General features: G+C 63.9%; 23 protein-coding genes and 2 pseudogenes. All 25 read left to right on the top strand.

Annotation, left to right across the window (positions count from 1 at the left end; genetic code table 11):
* Window positions 1–174, top strand: a 174-nt coding sequence (locus tag AKL28_RS07115; RefSeq protein WP_174525394.1) for a cation transporter, incomplete at its 5' end; no start/stop codon positions are given.
* A gap of 71 nt (window positions 175–245) precedes the next feature.
* Window positions 246–1931, top strand: a complete 1686-nt coding sequence (merA, locus tag AKL28_RS07110) for a mercury(II) reductase (protein WP_050467403.1) — start codon at window positions 246–248, stop codon at window positions 1929–1931.
* 19 nt (window positions 1932–1950) lie between these two features.
* Window positions 1951–2302: pseudogene (gene merD, locus AKL28_RS07105) on the top strand (mercury resistance co-regulator MerD).
* The gene (gene merE, locus AKL28_RS23850) at window positions 2274–2543 is read left to right on the top strand and encodes a broad-spectrum mercury transporter MerE (RefSeq protein ID WP_082221397.1); all 270 of its coding nucleotides are present in this window, start codon (window positions 2274–2276) and stop codon (window positions 2541–2543) included. Before merD ends, merE begins: the two are co-directional and overlap by 29 nt.
* A gap of 83 nt (window positions 2544–2626) precedes the next feature.
* Window positions 2627–3951 (top strand): annotated as a pseudogene (locus tag AKL28_RS07095) (IS4 family transposase).
* Window positions 3952–4253: 302 nt separating this feature from the next.
* Entirely contained in the window at window positions 4254–4379 is a 126-nt protein-coding gene (locus AKL28_RS25445) for a hypothetical protein (RefSeq protein WP_439950941.1), read from the top strand.
* Window positions 4380–4499: 120 nt separating this feature from the next.
* On the top strand, window positions 4500–4622 hold the full coding sequence (locus AKL28_RS25440; RefSeq protein ID WP_439950940.1) for a hypothetical protein: 123 nt from the start codon (window positions 4500–4502) through the stop codon (window positions 4620–4622).
* Window positions 4623–4771: 149 nt separating this feature from the next.
* Window positions 4772–5176 carry a DNA cytosine methyltransferase gene (locus AKL28_RS25435; protein ID WP_439950939.1) on the top strand — a complete coding sequence of 135 codons (405 nt, stop codon included), beginning with the start codon at window positions 4772–4774 and terminating at the stop codon, window positions 5174–5176.
* Between the two features lie 243 nt (window positions 5177–5419).
* Window positions 5420–5977, top strand: coding sequence for a hypothetical protein (locus AKL28_RS07085; protein ID WP_050467401.1), 558 nt, complete (start codon window positions 5420–5422; stop codon window positions 5975–5977).
* 330 nt (window positions 5978–6307) lie between these two features.
* Complete coding sequence (locus AKL28_RS07080; RefSeq protein ID WP_003158617.1) at window positions 6308–6520, top strand: hypothetical protein; 213 nt, start codon at window positions 6308–6310, stop codon at window positions 6518–6520.
* A 21-nt stretch (window positions 6521–6541) separates the two neighbouring features.
* The gene (locus AKL28_RS07075; RefSeq protein WP_012205962.1) at window positions 6542–6934 is read left to right on the top strand and encodes a hypothetical protein; all 393 of its coding nucleotides are present in this window, start codon (window positions 6542–6544) and stop codon (window positions 6932–6934) included.
* Between the two features lie 209 nt (window positions 6935–7143).
* Window positions 7144–7881 (top strand): DUF5983 family protein, encoded by a 738-nt coding sequence (locus AKL28_RS07070; RefSeq protein ID WP_050467400.1) that lies wholly within the window; start codon window positions 7144–7146, stop codon window positions 7879–7881.
* A gap of 94 nt (window positions 7882–7975) precedes the next feature.
* Entirely contained in the window at window positions 7976–8254 is a 279-nt protein-coding gene (locus AKL28_RS07065; protein ID WP_050467399.1) for a hypothetical protein, read from the top strand.
* 280 nt (window positions 8255–8534) lie between these two features.
* Window positions 8535–9347 (top strand): hypothetical protein, encoded by an 813-nt coding sequence (locus AKL28_RS07060; RefSeq protein WP_050467398.1) that lies wholly within the window; start codon window positions 8535–8537, stop codon window positions 9345–9347.
* Window positions 9348–9726: 379 nt separating this feature from the next.
* Entirely contained in the window at window positions 9727–10641 is a 915-nt protein-coding gene (locus AKL28_RS07055) for a DUF3577 domain-containing protein (protein WP_050467397.1), read from the top strand.
* A 150-nt stretch (window positions 10642–10791) separates the two neighbouring features.
* Window positions 10792–11619 carry a DUF932 domain-containing protein gene (locus AKL28_RS07050; protein WP_050467396.1) on the top strand — a complete coding sequence of 276 codons (828 nt, stop codon included), beginning with the start codon at window positions 10792–10794 and terminating at the stop codon, window positions 11617–11619.
* Between the two features lie 95 nt (window positions 11620–11714).
* Window positions 11715–12413 (top strand): DUF3275 family protein, encoded by a 699-nt coding sequence (locus tag AKL28_RS07045; protein WP_050467395.1) that lies wholly within the window; start codon window positions 11715–11717, stop codon window positions 12411–12413.
* A gap of 94 nt (window positions 12414–12507) precedes the next feature.
* Complete coding sequence (locus AKL28_RS07040; protein WP_012205969.1) at window positions 12508–12915, top strand: hypothetical protein; 408 nt, start codon at window positions 12508–12510, stop codon at window positions 12913–12915.
* Window positions 12916–12999: 84 nt separating this feature from the next.
* Window positions 13000–13650, top strand: a complete 651-nt coding sequence (locus AKL28_RS07035; protein ID WP_050467394.1) for a hypothetical protein — start codon at window positions 13000–13002, stop codon at window positions 13648–13650.
* A 40-nt stretch (window positions 13651–13690) separates the two neighbouring features.
* Window positions 13691–14836 (top strand): DUF6094 domain-containing protein, encoded by a 1146-nt coding sequence (locus tag AKL28_RS07030; RefSeq protein WP_223717301.1) that lies wholly within the window; start codon window positions 13691–13693, stop codon window positions 14834–14836.
* A gap of 99 nt (window positions 14837–14935) precedes the next feature.
* Window positions 14936–15247, top strand: a complete 312-nt coding sequence (locus AKL28_RS07025) for a hypothetical protein (RefSeq protein WP_050467393.1) — start codon at window positions 14936–14938, stop codon at window positions 15245–15247.
* Between the two features lie 70 nt (window positions 15248–15317).
* Window positions 15318–15623 carry a hypothetical protein gene (locus tag AKL28_RS07020; RefSeq protein ID WP_008266046.1) on the top strand — a complete coding sequence of 102 codons (306 nt, stop codon included), beginning with the start codon at window positions 15318–15320 and terminating at the stop codon, window positions 15621–15623.
* A 135-nt stretch (window positions 15624–15758) separates the two neighbouring features.
* Window positions 15759–18038: a helicase-related protein gene (locus AKL28_RS07015; protein WP_050467392.1), complete on the top strand. Its 2280-nt coding sequence runs from the start codon at window positions 15759–15761 to the stop codon at window positions 18036–18038.
* Window positions 18039–18270: 232 nt separating this feature from the next.
* Entirely contained in the window at window positions 18271–18849 is a 579-nt protein-coding gene (pilL2, locus tag AKL28_RS07010; RefSeq protein WP_050467391.1) for a PFGI-1 class ICE element type IV pilus protein PilL2, read from the top strand.
* Window positions 18846–19487 carry a hypothetical protein gene (locus AKL28_RS07005; protein WP_050467390.1) on the top strand — a complete coding sequence of 214 codons (642 nt, stop codon included), beginning with the start codon at window positions 18846–18848 and terminating at the stop codon, window positions 19485–19487. The genes pilL2 and AKL28_RS07005 overlap by 4 nt, the downstream gene beginning before the upstream one ends.
* The last annotated feature ends 14 nt before the right edge of the window (window positions 19488–19501 follow it).

The following is a 19501-nucleotide window of genomic DNA, read 5'->3' as shown; positions in this document are numbered from 1 at the left end:
ACCTGCCCGATCATCGTCAAGAAGGCGATTTCCAAGGTCGAAGGCGTCAGTAAAGTTGACGTGACCTTCGAGAAACGCGAAGCGGTCGTCACCTTCGATGATGCCAAGACCAGCGTGCAGAAGCTGACCAAGGCAACCGAGGACGGGGGCTTTCCGTCCAGCGTCAAGCAGTGAGCCACTGAAAACGGCACCGCAGCACATCTGACGCCATCGCCTAATGCCACAAACGATAAAGGATCTGTCGCATGACCCATCTAAAAATCACCGGCATGAGTTGCGACTCGTGCGCGGCGCACGTCAAGGAAGCGCTGGAGAAAGTGCCCGGCGTGCAGTCGGCGCTGGTGTCCTATCCGAAGGGCATAGCGCAACTCGCCATCGAGGCGGGCACGTCACCGGATGCGCTGACTGTCGCCGTGGCCGGACTGGGCTACAAGGCAACGCTTGCCGATGCGCCACCGACGGACAAGCGCACTGGATTGCGCGACAAGGTGCGCGGCTGGATGGGGGCCGCCGATAAGCACAGTGGCAACGAACGCCCGTTGCAGGTAGCCGTGATCGGCAGCGGTGGAGCCGCGATGGCAGCAGCACTGAAAGCCGTCGAGCAAGGCGCGCACGTCACGCTGATTGAGCGCGGCACCATAGGCGGCACCTGCGTCAACGTCGGCTGCGTGCCGTCCAAGATCATGATCCGCGCCGCCCACATCGCCCATCTGCGTCGGGAAAGCCCGTTCGACATCGGCATCGCGACGACCGTGCCTGCGATTGATCGCAGCAAACTACTGACCCAGCAGCAAGCCCGCGTCGATGAACTGCGCCACGCCAAATACGAAGGCATCCTGGACGGCAACCCGGACATCACCGTGTTGCACGGTGAAGCGCGTTTCAAGGACGGCCAGAGCCTGGCTGTCCGTTTAAACGACGGCAGCGAGCGCGTCGTGATGTTCGACCGCTGCCTGGTCGCCTCGGGTGCCAGTCCGGCCGTGCCGCCAATTCCAGGCTTGCAAGAGTCGCCCTACTGGACTTCGACCGAGGCCCTGGTCAGCGACACCATTCCCGAACGCCTGGCCGTGATCGGCTCGTCGGTGGTGGCGCTGGAACTGGCGCAAGCCTTTGCCCGGCTGGGCAGCCAGGTGACGATCCTGGCGCGCAGCACCTTGTTCTTCCGGGAAGACCCGGCCATCGGCGAGGCCGTGACAGTCGCTTTCCGTGCCGAGGGCATCGAGGTGCTGGAGCACACGCAAGCCAGCCAGGTCGCCCATGTGGGCGGCGAATTCGTGCTGACCACCGGACACGGTGAATTGCGCGCCGACAAACTGCTGATCGCCACCGGTCGGGCACCGAACACGCGCAGCCTCGCGCTGGATGCGGCAGGGGTCACTGTCAATGCGCAAGGTGCCATCGTCATCGACAAGGGCATGCGGACGAGCAACCCGAACATTTACGCGGCCGGCGACTGCACCGACCAGCCGCAATTCGTCTATGTGGCGGCAGCGGCCGGCACGCGCGCCGCGATCAACATGACCGGTGGCGACGCAGTGCTCGACCTGACCGCAATGCCGGCCGTGGTGTTCACCGATCCGCAAGTGGCGACCGTGGGCTACAGCGAAGCGGAAGCGCATCACGACGGGATCGAGACCGACAGTCGCACCTTGACCTTGGACAACGTGCCGCGCGCGCTTGCTAACTTCGACACACGCGGCTTCATCAAGCTGGTGGCCGATGCCAGCAGCGGGCGATTGATCGGCGTGCAGGCGGTCGCGCCGGAAGCCGGCGAACTAATCCAGACGGCGGCCCTGGCAATTCGCAACCGCATGACGGTGCAGGAACTTGCCGACCAATTGTTCCCCTACCTGACGATGGTCGAGGGGCTGAAGCTCGCGGCGCAGACCTTCAACAAGGATGTGAAGCAGCTTTCCTGCTGCGCCGGTTGAGAAAAGGAGGTGTTCTTCAATGAACGCCTACACGGTGTCCCGGCTGGCCCTTGATGCCGGGGTGAGCGTGCATATCGTGCGCGACTACCTGCTGCGCGGATTGCTGAGGCCGGTGGCGTGCACCCCAGGCGGCTATGGCCTCCTTGCAGCAGCTGTGCTTCGTGCGGGCTGCCTTCGAGGCGGGGATCGGCCTGGACCTGCTGACCCGGCCGTGCCGGGCGCTGGACGCGCCGGATGCCGGTGAAGCGTCGGCGTGGTTAGCCGAGTTACGCCAGCTAGTTGAACAGAGACGCCGGGCACTGGCGGGCCTGGAGGCGCAGTTGAGCGCGTTGCGAACCGAGGTTGCCCGGCAGGAAGAGGCGTTGCCATGAAGGCCCGGAGCGCAAGCCTATCACCGGCTACCTGTGGGCCGGGTTGGCTGTGTTGAGCTGCCCTTGCCACCTGCCGATCCTGGCCGTCGTCTTGGTCGGCACGACCACCGGCGCGTTGCTCAGCGAGCATTTGGGTATCGCGGCGCTCGGGTTGATCGGCTCCTTCGTTCTGTCCCTGTCGAGGGCATCACGGGCGTTCAGGAGCACCCCTTTCAACGTCTTTGAGCAGAATTACCCGTAAGCTCCCGCCTGAGAAGAAAACAGGAGCAAAAAATCTGGCAAGCGGTTGTTGAGAGGTTCGAGCACACCGGCGCGGCGAGCGTGATGGCGCGCCTGGCGCTGGACAAGGCGCTGCCGGCGCAGTGGATCGACGAGGTGTTCCAGGAGCACCGCCAGCGCCAGTACCCGCGCGAGTTGCTGTTCTCCACCGTGGTGGAACTGATGACGCTGGTCACACTGGGCCTGCGCCCATCGCTGCATGCGGCGGCGCGCAAGATGGACGAGCTGATGCCGGTGTCGCTGGCGGCGCTGTACGCCAAGGTCAAGCGCACCGAGCCGGCGGTGCTGCGCGCGCTGGTGCAAGGCAGCGCACAGCGGCTGGCGCCGGTGGCCGCAGGTCTTTGCGGGCCGCCGAGCCTGCCGGGCTGGCAGCTGCGGGTGTTCGACGGCAACCACCTGCCGGCCAGCGAGAAGCGGCTGGCGCCGCTGCGCGGCTTTCGCGGCGCGGCGCTGCCGGGCCACACGCTGGTGGTCTACGACCCGGACAGCGCCCTGGTGTGCGACATCGTGGCCTGCGAGGATGCCTACGAGAGCGAGCGCGTGGGCGCGGCCGAACTGATCGAACGCGCCCAGGCGGGACAGGCCTGGATCGGGGATCGGCATTTCTGCACCCAGGCGATCCTGCAAGGCCTGCACGAGCGCGACGCCGGCTTCATCGTGCGCGAGAGCATATGCGCCACCCCAAGCTGGCAGCGCAAGGTCCGTGGGGTGGCTACACGCCCATCGAGACGGGGCGGGTACGCGAACAGCCCATCGAACTGGTCGAGCCGCCCCAAGGGATGGTGCAGCAGCCATGGCGGCGCATCGAGATCGAACTGGACACGCCCACCGAATCGGGCGACACCAGCATCGCGCTGTGGAGCAACCTGCTCCAGGAGATTGATGCGGCCACCATTGCACGGCTGTACCGCAAGCGCTGGCGCATCGAAGGCATGTTCCAACGGCTCGAATCGGTACTGCACAGCGAGATCAGGAGTCTGGGCCATCCGCGGGCCGCGCTGCTGGGCTTTGCCGTGGCGGTGCTGGCGTACAACGTGCTGGCGCTGCTCAAGCGGGTGACCGAACAGGCGCACCGCGCCACGCACCCCGAACTGGACGTGTCCACCTACCACCTGACGGTGGAGATCACCAGCAGCTACGAGGCCATGGTGCGCCTGCTGCCGCCCGAGCATCTGCCATGCGCAGACGACGATCCCGCGCAGTTGCTCCAGCGGCTGTTGCGCCTGACCAGCCGGCTCAGCCCCAGGCAGCTGGCCACGAGCAAGCGTAAGCCCAAACCGGCCGTGCCCAAGGGCTACGTGGACGGCTCCATCGCGCGCTCACACGTCGCAACTGACCGGATGCTCAAGGCAGCGGACAAAAGACGTTGAAAGGGGTGGCGTTCAGGAGATGGATATGAATGGTCGCACTTTGCTACGCAGCTAAGCCGGTTACAGCGGTCGTAGCGGTCCTGAATTTGCCACGCTACGGCTACGTAGGGGTTTGCGAAACAACAGAATCAATACCGCCGAGTCTCGCGATAAATTGTATGTAGTAGGCCCTGCGAAATTCAGCCCGTCGTCGCGGCAATGATTGCCGCCTGCAGCGCTGCCAACCAAGAGGCGTAAGGAAACTGATTGATGCGCCCACGGATGCAAGCGTGTGTTTCTTGTGGCAAGTGGTGGAGATGGTCTTGATCCCGCCGAAGTATTTTTTGAGCATGCAGGCCTGCTCGGGGATTCTTCTGCGGGCGGCTCGCCGTGGCAAGAAGCTGCCTGCGCTGCTGGACCTGACGCTGCAGGCGGATATGCCAGACTGAAGCAGCCTTACGGCAAGGTCACGACGACGTTCGTCTTCAGTGGCGGCACTGGCCCCGTTGATGTGGCCATCATGCCTGATGGCGGCGGATCCGAAGCACGACATCCACACTGAGACGTTCATGGTGCAGACGGTCGCTGGCGGCATCAGCCACCCCCTCAGCACCGCCAATGGCGGCAAGGGCAGCAGCGAGGACGGCACGGGCAAGGGTGTCCCGATCATCGCGTTCACCGCCCAGGGATGAGGAGCGGATGCAACGATGGAGCGGGCTCCGACGCTGCGCGCGGGCGGGCATCGCAATAGCCATGCAAATGCGGGCGTGGTGCCTGCCATTGCCTTCGCGCAGAACAATCGCGGCGAGGTGCGCTTCAAGTCGGGCCATGGACAGGTGACTTGCACCATGCTGTCCAGCGGCAAGCCGGGCTATGGCGTGCCTATGGTGGCCTGCCTTTCCTTGCCTTGCCTGGGCGTCAGCACGGTCTGGTGGCTGAACCGGGCGGCGGGGACAAGGGGTATGCACTGGCGCCCGACTACGAAGCGCATTTCCGCTACGACTGGAATGACCCCACCCCGGGGGACTGGTCGCAGTGGCGCGTGCGGCAGCTGATGCCGGTGGAGTGCGAGCGACTGCAAGGCATGCCCGACAACTACACGCTGGTCCCGTACCGCGGCAAGCCTGCCGCAGACGCCCCGCGCTACAAGGCCATTGGCAACTCCATGGCCGTTCCGTGCATGGCATGGCTGAGCGGCCGTCTTGTGCAGTGCCTGCACAAGACGGGCTCGACCGCTTCGGATTGATCGACGACGCAGCCTGCGGGCCGCTCCATTCTCCCTCCTGCATTGCCGACGTATCGGCAGCAGCCCGCAGCCAGGGTGTCAAGGCTGCCGTGGGTTTCGCCCACGCCACCCGCCAGTTCGCCACGGCATCTCACCGGCGAACGCTGCCCGCCGGGGTATCGATGCCTCCCTTCTCAAACCCACGGGATGGTCGCCACGTCCCGTCAAGGGCGTGTCGCCACCCGGTCGATTTCAGGACTTCCCATGGAAACTATCACCAAGCAAGACCGCATCACGCTGAAGAACCTCAAAGTAGCCGACTTCGCCAACGAGGAAACGCTGTGCTTCAGCGCTACCGTCGTGTTCGACGGCACTCCAATTGCCGAGGCCCACAACGAGGGCCACGGTGGCTCGACGTTCATGCGCGCGCTGCAGGGCCAGGCCGCGTTGCTGACACAGGCCGAGGAATTCGCCAAGAGCTTGCCGCCGACCTCGCTCAACATCGAACGAGAAGACGAAGAGGCGCTGCTCATCGACATCACGCTCGACTTCCTGGTCGATCAACTGGCCGATGCCATGCACGCCGAGCGCAAGCTGCGCACCGCGTTCAACCGCGACATCGGCAACAAGGTGCTGTTCATCAAGAACGGCAAGCTGTTGTTTCTCAAGGGCATCAAGCTCAAGGCCATCGCCGACCGCAAGGCGTATTTCGCTTCGCTGCGTGCGCGGCAGAAGCAGCCCATTGTGGTTCTGGCCGAACTGGGACAGGACGAGGCATTCGCCCTGTGGAAGCAGCATGTCCTGGGCGACACGCCCGAGTGAGCCAACGCACCCACGCACCACCCTGACAGCCCGCACTCGATGCGGGTTTCCTTTCTCCGCGCCCATCAATCCGGGCTGGGCCGAATGCCGTTTTCCAACTGACGCAGCGCGGCCCCCGCATGAAGCTGCCCGCATGTTCGCTGATTCGTCAGCACATCCCAGCAGCCATGGGTTCCAGGCTGCCGCGGGTTCTTCCCGCGTAACCCGCCAGTCCGTATCGCATCAAGTCTGCGGACGCGCGTCCCCGTGACGCCGATGCTTTTTATCCACCGCGTGCGGGAGCTGCCATCCCGTGAGGGACAAGGCCTCGCTTTTCCAAGGAGCCTACCCATGTCCCACAAAGCCTCTTTCGGCCAGTTGGCCTTGACCTATTGCGGCAAGTTCCTGCCGCTCGAAGTCCTGCAAAGCGCCGCCGGCCACTACATCGGCACGCGCGATACCGAAGGTCCCGTTTCGCGGGAATCGCACGAGTACTTCCGCAGCCATGCGGCGGCTCAACGTGCCCTCGAAAGAGGCGGCTGGTCCCAGCTCGCCATTCCCTGATCCAACTGGAGGAATCACGCCATGAATCAACTGCTGCCGCAGGAAGTCGTCGATCAGATCATGCGGGAAGAGCAGCATTTCGCTGCCGCGCCCCAAGCCTTCTTCGAGGCATGGAAGCGTGGTGCCGAGATCGCTGGCCCCGAATGGTTCGGCGACGGCACCCGTGACGGCCTGAACCAGGCCAAAAGCAAGTGGGATCTGCGTCCCAACATGCTGCGGCTCAACGATGCCCTCGGTGTCCTGAGCAGCGGGCAACGCATGTTCCTGTCCGCCATGGTCAGCTTCTACAACGCGCACGAGGGCGGTGCCATGCTCAAACGCTGCCACTTCCACGGGCTGTCGGACTTCGACGGTCTCGACCTGGAACGCCGCAAGGTCATTGCCGACTTGATGCTGAACTACAGCGGCTGGTGAGCCGGCCTCCGGCACACCACCGTTTTTTCGTTCCCCAAAAGGGACATGCGCCTACACGGTCATATCCCTCAATTTCCTTTCCGCTGCCCAGCGTAAGGCTGAATCAAAGCCAACGATCACCTCTGCCTGACGCATTTTCCCCTTTCAACCCACCGGGTCCAATTCCCGGTGGCGGGAATTGGCTCCATTATTCAATCTGGAGCGTTCCCATGTCTCAGAATCCCAATCCCTTTGTTCGCGGCTACTGGAATTTAAAAATCGTCCGCACGCTGTCCATCAGCTACGAGGACGGAAGCCCGCATGTCTGGCGAAACATCCACCCGAGCCAGCAGCACCTTTCCGACGAGGAACTGATTGCATCCTCTTGCATCGTCACCAGCGATTTCGCGGTGGTCACGAACGGCTCTGAACCTGTGAGTGCCGAGGTGCTGGCCGACTGCGATGCCGATGAAGGCGTTAACGGCGAAGGCGTGATCGGTGTCGTGGTTTATGCCATTCATGGCGAGGACTTCGACGGTCGCCTGATCCACGTCGGTGACAGCTATTCGGTCGAGGCCGCGCGGGAAGTCGTGCAGCGCCTGAGTTTCGAGACCGGCTACTACAGCCGATGCTGGGAGATCAGCAGCACGCACATCAGCCAGGAAACCGGCCAGTACCTCGCCAATCTGGCGGACCTTGCCACGCCGGAGGCCTTTTTGTTCATCGCCTTTCGGGTTCCGTACAGCCCGGCGATCGGCGTCAAGCTGATCTCCACGCCCTGGACGGACAAGAACCTGGAGTACGCCGAGGGCATCACCGCCGAGCAGCTTCGGCAGGAGCACCGCAGCAAGGGCATGCCAGACGACCTGGCGAACATCCTGGAACTGGCTGGCCAGGCCGATGTGCGCATCCTCATCCTCGACGCTGACGCGCCCGTGTTGCTGGGCCTGCCGCTGGCCGAGCCCTAGCAAACACACCACGCGCCCACCTTCCTCTTTGTCCTCCATACCAGCCCGTCTCCTTTCTGGGAGCCGGGCTGGTCCAATTTCATAGGAGCACTTTATGTTCCCCGACCTCATCTCGCCCGCACGCGACTTCGAGCATCAGCTTGGAGCCTGCGTCAACGCCATGGGCCAGGACGACGCCATCGGCCAGATCCTGGTATTCGAGCGCTTGAGCGGCATGCTGCACATGCGCCATATCGCCAGCGCCGATCTGGCAGACACCGACATTAATGCCTACGAAATGGTCGTCTTCGACGGTGGCAACACCGGCGGCGACACGTGGAAGCATGTGTTCTTTCCACGTCAGCGCGAACACTACTTCGTGTACCAAGCCTGACCACCCAGCCCCTTTCGAGGGGCCTTTTCTTGTCGCGGCGCAGGAAAGCGGGTGCGGCGCGGTGCGGTTTCCTGAGCGCAGGCGGCTCACTCCAGGGCCATCCTTGCCCCATGTTCGTCGGCGTTGCCGACACATGCCCAGGCAGCCAAGCCCTTCAAGGCTGCAAGCGCGGGAAACCGTGCTGGTTGTTTCTTCCTACGGACGCATCGCGCCCATTCACCCACAAGGGACCTCTCCCTTGCGGGCGGGGAATCCCTTGTTCTTCCTCAAGGAGATTCACATGGATCGCTCTCTTATCAAGACTCTGATGCCTTCGCTGGTCGCAGGCCATGTGCCCCGCAACGTGCGGTCGTTCAAGTACCGCGTGTTCGATGATCAGCCACAGTCCTCGACACTGGGCTTTGTCATCGATCCCCAGCCCTTCGACGGCAAGGTGGTCGCAGCCAGCGAGGACGCCATCGTCGTCAAGCTCAAGCCCAGCGAGTTCGCGGTACTCGATCCCAACCTGGTGACCACCGTTCCCAGCGAGGGCACCAAGGTGCATGTCCAACCCTATGCCCGTCGTCGTTTCGACGGTCTGCGTGCGGACACGCCAGAAGAGCGCACCGAAATGATGTCCGACGGCACTCCCTACACCGTCAAGACACACATCCTCGGCTCCGCGCCGGCCAAGCTGCCCATTCCCGAGCCGCAGTGCATAGAACTGGGTCAGCTCATCGAGCAGTTGGAGGAAATGCCGGCGCCCGACGGGTTCCGGCGCATCACCCATATGCTGGTCGATGCGGGCGCCCACGACTTCACCTGGGTCGATCCGAAGCCGTCCAGGATCATCGAAACGCCTCCGGCGATCAGTTTCACGGTTTCGACCGCGAAGTTCGCCGGCCAGGTGACGATCCTCTACCAGCGCGGCAGCGATACCTATGCGGTGGAGCTGTGCCGCGACGGCGAGTTGGTCGATCGGCACGACGAGGTGTATTTCGACATGCTCGGCGAAGTGCTGGAGCGGCTCATCGACGACGGGCGCTGGCGTCTGATCGATGTGAGCGTGATCGGCGCGGAGACGTCCCGACGGCGCCGCGCTGTACCGGCGTAACACCACGAAAAGAACCAGGCGACATGCCCCCCACAGGCCCTCCCTCCATTCGGAAGGAGGGCCTTTTTTCTGCCGTGTGAGATTTCATCAAAGGGAATCGCCCGGATGCCGATTGATGGCTGTCTCGCGCGCGAGGCCCGGCCATGCTGAGCCCATGCTTGCTGATGTTGTCAGCGACATGCCAGGCAACCATCGGTCTTCGAGGTTGCGGCGCAGTCCCCACTGCGTGACCGAGCCAGCTCGCACCGCATCCATCCGCGGGCGGCCACCAGTCTCTGGTGGTGGATGCTTTCGCCTTATCAACCCATCGCGGGGTTACGCACCTTTCCCCGCAGCGTGGGGCCGGTGTGTCTCCGCTTCATCCCTATGGAGATTCACCATGAACACCACGTCCAACGAGAAATCGTATTTCGACCTCCACACCTCGGGCATCGGTTACATCCAGCGTGTCCGTGAAGTGCCTGTTCGGGGCGGCCGCCGTGCGCAGCCTTTCCTGGCATGCACCATCGCCGCGCTGGTCGGTTCCGCAAAGGACCCCAGCTATCGCTATTTCGACGTCAAGGTCTCGGGTGCCGAGGCCAAGAAGCTGGTCGAGCGCTACATCGGCGTTGACGATCCCAAGCAGCGCCCACTGGTGCGCTTTCGCCTCGGCGACCTGTGGGGCGATGCGTACATCCGCGACAAGGGCGAGCAGAAAGGCCAAGCCGCCGCGTCCCTCAAGGCGCGACTGCTCAAGGCCGAGCCGCTTGACCGGGCCGAACTGGCTTCGATCAGGCAGCACGAGCTGATCACCCGCGGCATCGGCTACCTCAGCCGTCCGAAGGACGTCACGCCCAAAGATGGCGACCCGTTCCTCTCTTGCACCGTCGCCGCGCTGGCCGGGCCTGTCGATGAACCGGAGTATCGGTACTTCGACACCATCGTCACCACCCCTGAAGCCGAGCATCTGGTTCGCCGGTGCGTGCAGGCCATCGAAGGGGACTGCAAGGTGCTGATCGCCTTCCGTCTCAACGACATGAAGATCGATCCGTACATCCGCACCAAGGGTGAGCGCGCTGGGGAACCGGCCGCGAGCCTGGATTCGACACTGATCCACATCGGCCTGATCAAGATCGACGGCACCAAGGTCTATCCGACGAGCCCCGCGCAAGCCGATTCGCCGCCGGCTCAGGACGTTCCCGCGCCCGAAGCCGAGGACGCCGAACCCGCTGCCGATCAGCCTTCTGAGCCCGCCGAGTGCAAGCTCGAAGGTGAAGTCGAGGAGCAGGAGCCGGCATTGGCTGCTTCGTTCTGATCCGGCATGGCCCCTCATGGGGCCTTGCCGCTTCTCCTTGCTGCATCTGCAGCGTCCTCCATCCGCATAGCGCGCTCGCGCATTTCTTCCCCCGAGTTCCGCGTGGTCAGACGGCTGCGCGGTTGTCGCATTTTTCAAAGGAGAACAGCCATGTCTCTGGCATCCCGTTTTGCTCCGCAGTCTCCGATCCTGCGCTCAGATCGCCCGCTCTCGGACGACCGCATTCGCGCCATTGCTCCATCAATCTTCGCCGACGCTCCTCATGGGAGCCGATCCGAGCGGTATGCCTACATACCGACCTCGACCGTGCTCACCAAGCTGCGCCAGGAGGGTTTCGAGCCCTTCATGGTGTGCCAGACGCGCGTGCGCAACGAGGATCGGCGCGAGCACACCAAGCATCTCATCCGACTTCGCCATGCCAGCCAGATCAACGGCGACGAGGCGAACGAGATCATCCTGCTCAACAGCCACGACGGCACGAGCAGTTACCAGATGCTGGCAGGCATGTTCAGATTCGTCTGCCACAACGGCCTGGTCTGCGGCGATACCACCGCCGACATCCGTGTCCCGCACAAGGGGGATGTGGCCAGCCAGGTGATCGAAGGTGCCTACGAAGTCCTCGAAGGCTTCGAGCGCGTGAAGGACTCGCGCGATGCAATGCGCACCATCACCCTTGATGAGGGCGAAGCAGAAATCTTCGCGCACTCCGCGCTGGCACTCAAGTACGACGATCCTGCCAAGCCGACGCCTGTCACGGAGCGTCAACTGCTCGCGCCCAGGCGCTGGGACGACCGCAAGGATGACCTGTGGGCCGTCTTCAACCGCGTCCAGGAGAACCTCGTCAAGGGGGGCCTGAATGGACGCTCGGCCAATGGCCGCAATCAACGCACCCGCCCGGTGCAAGGCATCGACCAGAACCTGCGCCTGAATCGGGCGTTGTGGCTCCTGGCCGAAGGCATGCGCCAGCTCAAGGCGTGATGCCAAGTGGACCTTGCCCATCTCGGGCGAGGTCCATTTCCTCTCATCCACCGGGTGCCACCAACCGCCCGTCATTCATCATCAGGAGTACCGCCATGGCAGTCAAATCGGCACCCGAACAATCGGTTTCGCCCATCATCGTCCCCGGTCAACTCACGCTGCGTACCATCCGAGGCAAGAACGGCCCCTTCACAGTCGGTCGCCTCGCCACGCACCTGGGTACGTTCGAGGTTAAGGACCCGGAGCTGGAGCAATACCCCGAAGGCAAGTACGACGGGGAATTCATCATCAGGTATATCTTCCCGAAGTCCTACCCGGTCGGTGGCGGCATGCGCTTCGAGATCCGCGCCAGCCTGGACGGAATGACGCTCTACGACATCGACAAACTGAGCCGTGACGAGGCACGCAGCTTCGCCACCCAGGACCTCGATCCACTTGATGAAGAGTTGGGCGCACAGCCTGCAGTAACACCGGCAACACCGGCCAAGCCCAGCAAAACTTCCAGGCCCGCCAAGCCAGCACCCGTGCAGGCATCCACGGACCCGCTGGTCGATACCACGCCCTTCGGCGTGGATGCGCCGACGCCCGCTGCGGCAACTTCTCCCGGCAGTACCGAAGATGGCGACGCCGCGCTGTTCAGCTTGCTCTGGCCGCTGGGCGAGTCCGTGAAACTGGATTCGACCATCGACCGCCGCACCCTGCGCACGCAGATCGCCCGCCTGGGCGAACTGGGCTACGCGCTGGACTTCAAGACGCAGGAGTGGAGCCGCCAGGCCGAACTGCAACCTGCGTAGTACTGGGCACCGCATCTGCGGTGTGCTTTATCCACCCGCCGGGGGTCTTCCCCACCGGGGAGGCTTCTGGCTCAATTTTTCCAGGAGGCCTCTCATGGGCTGGTATTTCTCACCCCAATCGCGGTCTGAACTGATCGCGGAACTGATCGCACCGCAAGAGACCGAGCGCGCCAGCGTCAAGGTCATCGCCCACGCGCTGCGTGGCAACGTCCTCTGGTCTGTTGTGCAAGTGACGGCCAAGGCCGAAGGCGTACACCGTGATCTCGCACCGGGCCAGTCCCTGTGCACCATCCGCTGCGATCTGCTGGAACGCAGCGGCGGCCAGTGGGGCTATAAGCCACTGGACGAATCCATGCACCCGTACTACTACTCGTGCCCGCTGTCCTATCTGAACCTCGCACCGGAGCAATCCGCCGACTGGCGTGCAGGCGTTCGCGCCTACCACGCGCGGCGGCGCACATCCAAGGAAGCCACAGCTCCAGCTACGGCGCTGACGGTCTGAGTCAGGGACGCCTTTTTTCCACCCCAAGGGGCAGTACTTGCCCCCTGCGGGCGGTGCTGTTCCCGTTCATCCGAGGACACCACCATGCCCGCAAACACTTCTTCCACCACGCTGTACCGCATCGACGAATGCCCGGACGTGATGGCCGACGCTTGCGTCGGCGATGACCAGGGCAACCTGATCTTCCTGTCGATCTGGGCGCGGGACACCGCCGTCCAGCAGTTCCTGGCTCGCCTGACCCTCGGGCGCGACGAGCAGGGTCTGGAGCAGTTCCACGTCATCACCGACCAGGGCGGCAGCGTCCCGGTGTTCGTCGGCAACGTCGATCGCCTGGAAAAGCGCATGACCCGCGCCTACCGGCGAACGCTGTTCGGTTCGCTGTCCAACGTGTGGCTGTTCGATCGGCGCTGCGTCAAGCCCGACAAGGCCAACGCCAGCGCACTGGCATTGCTGCCCCGCGATAGCGACCACCGGCTTGACCGCCTGTGGACGTTGGTGCAGGACACCTGCCCACTGCCGTTGCTCGACCACTGGCGCGAAACCGTGCTGGAACTGCTGCAAAGCCGCGAGATGTTGACCCGCCTGCCGTTTGCCCTCGGGCCTTTGGTGGGCCATCGGCTCGCCATCGACGTGCCGGCGCTGACCCAGGCGCTCGGCTCGCTGATCCGCAGTGACGTGCTCACCGCCTATCCCTATCCGGCCAAGATTTGGACGCCGGAAACGGTAGCGGCTTGAACCACCTGCGCAGGCACGCCAAGGCCCACCTGCGCCATTCATCCCCGCCAACCAGGAGACTTCCATGGCTCTCATGTTCCCGCGGCTCGCCCGCAATTTCGTGAAGAACGGGTACTTCCCGACCGACGAACCAACGCTCGAAAGAGCCCTCAATGCACTGATGCCCAGTGCGCCTGAATCCAATGGGCCGATGTGCATCCTCGATCCCTGCGCCGGCGAAGGCGTGGCGATTGCCGAAGCGGCTCATGCCCTCGGGCGCGAGCAGGCCAAGGCGTTCGCCGTCGAGTTCGACGCAGAGCGGGCGCGCCATGCCCGCAGCCTGGTCGATCACTGCCTGCACGCGGACCTGATGGACACGATGATCTCCAAACAGTCCTTTGGGCTGCTCTGGCTCAATCCGCCGTATGGCGACCTGTCCAAGGACGTCAACGGCAACATTGGCTATCAGGGTCAGGGCCGTGCCCGCCTCGAAAAACTGTTCTACCAACGCACGCTGCCCCTGTTGCAGTACGGCGGCGTGCTGGTCTTCATCGTCCCCGGCTACGTGCTCGACGCGGAGCTGGTCGGCTGGCTGACGCGCCACTACACCGACCTGCGGATCTACCGAGCGGTGGAAACGCAGTTCAAGCAGGTGGTGATCTTCGGACGCCGGGTGCGCCAGCGCGAGCAGACGCCCGATGGCGTCAAGGCCGTGCGCAATCTGCTGCTGCAGGTTGGGCTTGGCGAAGTCGAAGCTGAGGAACTGCCGAGCGAATGGCCGTTCCTGCCGTACATCGTCCCCGCCAGCCCGGCGGAGCCGGGGCATTTCTTCCGCGTGACGATGGAGCCGGAGCAGTTCGCCGATGAGGTTGGCAGGCTGCAAGGCCTCTGGCCGTCGCGGGATACGCAGTTGGGGGCCGCGCAGCAGACGCTGCGTCCACCGGCGCGGGCCTTGTCCCACTGGCATCTCGCCCTGGCTTTGGCCGCAGGCGCGATCTCGGGAGTCGTGCAATCCAAGACGGGGCGCGTGCTCGTCGTCAAAGGTGACACCCACAAGGACAAGACGCTCCAGCGGGAATTCACCGAACGCGAAGACGGCTCGATCGCCGAGACCCGCATCCTCACCGACAAGTTCGTTCCCGTCATCCGCGCGTGGGACATGACGCCTGGCTCCCCGACACGGGGCGAGGTGTTGACCATCCGCTGATCGTTTCCACCACCGACGGTTCGCCGTCGATTTTTCCACCCACCGGGGTCCAGTCGCCCCGATGGGGTGCCGTGGCCCCTCCATATCCAGGAGCCTTCCATGGCAGCCCAAGCACTTTCCATCAGCCAGACACCGAGCCTGCGCTTCTCGCCAGGCCAGGTGGTCATGACCTGCGGCGTCGATGACCTGGTCCAACAGGGCCGGCTCAACCCGACTCCCTACCTGCGTCGTCACCTCGGCGGCGATTGGGGCGACCTCGACGACAGCGATAGGCGGCAGAACGATGCCGCGCTGAAGTCCGGCGAGGATCGTCTGTTTTCTTCTTACGAGGTCACACCCGGCCTGAAAATTTGGATCATCACCGAATGGGATCGCAGCGTCACCACGCTGTTGCTGCCCAGCGAGTACTGATCTTCTCCAACGCGGGGCCACCGACACCCCGCAAGGGTGCCATGGCCCCTATTACTCAGAAGGAAGCCACATGACATCCAACCAACATGACAAGCACCGCCGCAAACGGCTGTTCGAGATCGGTGCGCTGGAGTTCAGCGAAGGCGTCGAACGCCTGATGAACGAAGGCCGGCTCGATCCCATGCCGTTTTTCGAACGCCACATGCGTGGCGACTGGGGCGACGTCGCCGACTACCAATGGCAACAGAACAACGCTGCGTTGGAGTCTGGCGAACGCCTCGATTCGTTTTACGTCGTCACCCGTGACCTGAGTATCCGCATCTTCACCGAAGCAGATCGCAGCGCGACCCGCATCGTGCTGCCGTCCGAGTACTGACCGCGAGTTGTCACCGCAGGCCACGAGCGCCTGCACTGTCCAACCACCGACGGTTCGCCGTCTCTCTTCCCACCACGGGGCATGCCATCGCCCCGCTGGGGTGGTGCATGTCCCATTTTTCTTTGGAGCATCACCATGTCCCTCGATCTCGACACCACCGCCAACGATGCAGAGCCCGTACAGGGCGAACTGCTCGAAGCGGAATCCAACCCTCTCACCCTGAGCCTTCAGGATTTTGTCGGCGAGTTCGGCGACGAACTGCTCGACTCTCTCAACCGCGCCAACCCGCCGGTCTATACCGGCCAAGCGCAAGCACAGCGGCAACTCGTCGTCGCCAGCCTCAAGCGCAAGTTGTTCCAGGCCCAGGCCGAAGTTGTCCATGCCGCCGCCGAGCTGCTGGTCGATCAAGGCGAGCGCGCTGCGATCGTCAATGGCGAAATGGGTTGCGGCAAGACGACCGTCGGCATCGCCACGGCCGCCGTGCTCAACGCCGAAGGCTACCGCCGCACCCTGGTGCTTTCGCCTCCCCACTTGGTCTACAAGTGGCGGCGCGAGATCCAGGAGACGGTGGCTGGTGCCAAGGTCTGGGTGCTCAATGGCCCGGACACGCTGGTCAAGCTCATCAAGCTGCGCGAGCAGTTGGGTGTGCAGCCCACGGGCCAGGAGTTTTTCATCCTGGGCCGCGTCAGGATGCGGATGGGGTTCCATTGGAAGCCGGTCTTCACCCAGCGGCGCACCCGCCACGGCGACGTGGCGGCCTGCCCGGACTGCGGCACGCTCATCACCGACCTCGACGGCGAGCCGGTCAACCCGATCGGGCTCGAAGCCGAGGAGTCCCGCAGGAAGTGCAGCCACTGCGCCGCGCCCCTGTGGACGCTGATCCGCCCGCGCAGCCTGTCCGGCAGCGACCAGTCCTCGGTCGTCCTCAAAGCCTTGAAGCGCATCCCGACCATCGGGGAAGTCACCGCGCAGAAGTTGATGCAGAAGTTCGGTGACGGCTTCCTGGCCTCGATGCTGGGTGACAACATCCATGAGTTCATCAACCTCATGGATGGCAACGGCGAGCTGGTGTTTTCCGACCGTCAGGCCACGCGCATGGAACGTGCGATGGCCAACATGGAGTTTGGCTTTGGCGAGGGCGGCTACCAACCGTCCGAGTTCATCAAACGCTACCTGCCGCAAGGCACGTTCGACCTGCTCATCGCCGACGAGGCGCACGAGTACAAGAACGGTGGCAGTGCCCAGGGCCAGGCCATGGGCGTGCTGGCGGCGAAGGCTCGCAAGACCTTGCTGCTGACCGGCACGCTAATGGGCGGCTACGGCGATGATCTGTTCTACCTGCTGTTCCGGGCACTGCCAGGACGGATGATCGAAGACGGCTACCGCCCGACCACGAGCGGCAGCATGACCTCGGCTGCGATGGCGTTCATGCGCGATCACGGCGTCCTCAAGGACATCTACTCCGAGAGCGCCGGCACGGCGCACAAGACGGCCAAGGGCACCAAGGTATCGGTGCGCACGGTCAAGGCTCCCGGCTTCGGCCCGAAAGGCGTCTTGCGCTGCATCCTGCCGTTCACGATCTTTCTCAAGCTCAAGGACATCGGTGGCAACGTCCTGCCGCCGTATGACGAGGAGTTTCGTGAAGTCCAGATGGACGTGGCGCAAGCTGCGGCCTACCGCGATTTGGCGGGTCGGCTGACCGCAGAGCTGAAACAGGCTCTGGCGCGACGCGATACGACCTTGCTGGGGGTGGTGCTCAACGTGCTGCTGGCTTGGCCGGATTGCTGCTTCCGGTCGGAGACCGTGGTGCATCCGCGCACGCGCAACACCTTGGCGTTTGTCCCGGCTCAGTTCAATGAGTTCGAGATCAGCCCCAAGGAGCGTGAGCTGATCGATATCTGCAAAGCGGAGAAGGAACAGGGCCGCAAGGTTCTGGCCTACACGGTCTATACCGGCACGCGCGACACCACGTCGCGCCTGAAGGGGCTGCTGGAGCAGGAAGGCTTCAAGGTGGCGGTACTGCGCGCAAGCGTGGATGCCAGCCGCCGAGAAGACTGGATCGCCGAGCAACTGGACCGTGGCATCGACGTGCTCGTCACCAATCCCGAGCTGGTCAAGACGGGACTGGATTTGTTGGAGTTCCCGACGATTGTGTTCATGCAAAGTGGCTACAACGTGTACTCGCTCCAACAGGCAGCACGCCGCTCCTGGCGCATCGGGCAGAAACAGCCCGTGCGCGTGATCTACCTCGGCTATGCCGGTTCCTCGCAGATGACCTGCCTGGAACTGATGGCCAAGAAGATCATGGTCTCGCAGTCCACCTCGGGCGACGTGCCCGAATCGGGGCTGGATGTTCTGAATCAGGACGGTGATTCCGTCGAGGTCGCACTGGCCCGGCAATTGGTCACCGCCTGATTTCCACGCCATCGCCGGCCTAGCGCCGCCGGCTTTCTATTGTTCACAACTTGCAGCCCCACTCGCGTTCTTCGTGGGCGGGGCTGCGTTTTTCTCTCATTCCAAAGGGTTCCCGTGAAGGCCCAGCACTTGCCCAAGGCAGAAAACCGGGCACCACCCAGTTCGCATTCCTGGCTGACCGCACGACACCGTGCCGCCAAGGTATCGGCATCGCAACAGAAGAGCCGATGCCATGCCCGCAACCCATGTATCCCGGCGTCTGGTCGGCGCTGGTCTCCTGGCCGCAGCGCTGGCCAGCGGCTGCGCGACCACCACCGCGCCGCTGGTGCCAGACGCCGTAGAGGCAGTCTTGACCATTCCCGAACCCGACGCACCCGAGTTCATTCCCGTCGTGCGCTATGGCCGCTACACGCTGGTCGAGCTGGCACCCACGGCGGCGCAGCGTGACTTGCTGTTGCAGACCATCGACGTGTCCATGCCCGAGGATGCCCGTGCCACGGTGGGCGATGGCCTGCGGCATGTGCTCAAACGCAGCGGCTACCAACTTTGCGAGACGCCTCGCGCCGTGACCGAGTTGTATGCGCTCCCGCTGCCGGCGGCACACCTGCATCTTGGCCCCATGACCTTGCGCGATGCGCTGCTCACCCTGGCTGGCTCGGCCTGGGAACTGCATGCGGATGAACGGACACGGCAGATTTGCTTCGAGCGGCCTGGAGGCAGTGCGACTGCCGAGCACGCACACGAGCCGCCTGCTGCCGAGGCGGTGCAGACGTTTCCGCTGATGCCTTCGGTTTCGGGAGGCCAGCCATGAATGCCGCGCAGTCTCCCCGGCGCCCGATCACCGCCGTGGTGTTGCAGAGCCTGATGTGGCTCTGGCTGATCGGCCTCAGCGTTTTCGCTGCCCTGAGCTACCAGACCATGAACGACCAGGCCGACCAGTCGCTGCTTGATTCCCGCCTGCAACGTCTCGAAGCGCAGGCGGCGAGCCTGGCCGAGGCCATTGAGGCCATCCAGGAGCGTCCGGCCGTCGCAACAGCGGCAGACCTCAAAGATACCCGCGAACTCCTGGAAGCACGCGCTGCCCAGGTCGAGACAACGCTGAGCGGCTATGCCGCTGCCGAAGATCTTCAGGCGCTGCGCACCGAGGTCGAGCAAATCAAGACGCGCCAGACTGTTGCGCGTGCCGCAGCGCCCGCTCAGCCGCGCTCACCGAGCAGGCCCACCGCCAAACCAGCGCCGCCGCCACTGCCATTTCGCATCGTCGGTGCCGAGCTTCGGGCTGGCCAGCGCAGCCTGTCCGTTGCGCCGAGCGCCGGGTCTTACACGCCCGACCAGCTTGAGGTGCTGCTGCCCGGCGATTCGCTCGGCCCATGGCGCTTTCAGGCGATCGAGGGCAACACCGCGGTGTTCCAGACCGGCGACCAGACCCGCCGTTTGGCGATTCCGTGATCGGAGCGCACGAC

It is taken from the genome of Herbaspirillum chlorophenolicum (genome assembly GCF_001189955.1).
GTDB lineage: Bacteria > Pseudomonadota > Gammaproteobacteria > Burkholderiales > Burkholderiaceae_D > Herbaspirillum > Herbaspirillum chlorophenolicum.
Note: the sequence above shows the minus strand (reverse complement) of the source record. Positions and strands in the feature narration are given on the sequence as shown.

Coding starts and splice junctions, on each gene's coding strand:
- merA (WP_050467403.1), top strand. CDS start 246: ATGACCCATCTAAAAATCACCGGCATGAGTTGCGACTCGTGCGCGGCG.
- AKL28_RS25440 (WP_439950940.1), top strand. CDS start 4,500: ATGGTGCAGACGGTCGCTGGCGGCATCAGCCACCCCCTCAGCACCGCC.
- AKL28_RS07085 (WP_050467401.1), top strand. CDS start 5,420: ATGGAAACTATCACCAAGCAAGACCGCATCACGCTGAAGAACCTCAAA.
- AKL28_RS07080 (WP_003158617.1), top strand. CDS start 6,308: ATGTCCCACAAAGCCTCTTTCGGCCAGTTGGCCTTGACCTATTGCGGC.
- AKL28_RS07075 (WP_012205962.1), top strand. CDS start 6,542: ATGAATCAACTGCTGCCGCAGGAAGTCGTCGATCAGATCATGCGGGAA.
- AKL28_RS07070 (WP_050467400.1), top strand. CDS start 7,144: ATGTCTCAGAATCCCAATCCCTTTGTTCGCGGCTACTGGAATTTAAAA.
- AKL28_RS07065 (WP_050467399.1), top strand. CDS start 7,976: ATGTTCCCCGACCTCATCTCGCCCGCACGCGACTTCGAGCATCAGCTT.
- AKL28_RS07060 (WP_050467398.1), top strand. CDS start 8,535: ATGGATCGCTCTCTTATCAAGACTCTGATGCCTTCGCTGGTCGCAGGC.
- AKL28_RS07055 (WP_050467397.1), top strand. CDS start 9,727: ATGAACACCACGTCCAACGAGAAATCGTATTTCGACCTCCACACCTCG.
- AKL28_RS07050 (WP_050467396.1), top strand. CDS start 10,792: ATGTCTCTGGCATCCCGTTTTGCTCCGCAGTCTCCGATCCTGCGCTCA.
- AKL28_RS07045 (WP_050467395.1), top strand. CDS start 11,715: ATGGCAGTCAAATCGGCACCCGAACAATCGGTTTCGCCCATCATCGTC.
- AKL28_RS07040 (WP_012205969.1), top strand. CDS start 12,508: ATGGGCTGGTATTTCTCACCCCAATCGCGGTCTGAACTGATCGCGGAA.
- AKL28_RS07035 (WP_050467394.1), top strand. CDS start 13,000: ATGCCCGCAAACACTTCTTCCACCACGCTGTACCGCATCGACGAATGC.
- AKL28_RS07025 (WP_050467393.1), top strand. CDS start 14,936: ATGGCAGCCCAAGCACTTTCCATCAGCCAGACACCGAGCCTGCGCTTC.
- AKL28_RS07020 (WP_008266046.1), top strand. CDS start 15,318: ATGACATCCAACCAACATGACAAGCACCGCCGCAAACGGCTGTTCGAG.
- AKL28_RS07015 (WP_050467392.1), top strand. CDS start 15,759: ATGTCCCTCGATCTCGACACCACCGCCAACGATGCAGAGCCCGTACAG.
- pilL2 (WP_050467391.1), top strand. CDS start 18,271: ATGCCCGCAACCCATGTATCCCGGCGTCTGGTCGGCGCTGGTCTCCTG.
- AKL28_RS07005 (WP_050467390.1), top strand. CDS start 18,846: ATGAATGCCGCGCAGTCTCCCCGGCGCCCGATCACCGCCGTGGTGTTG.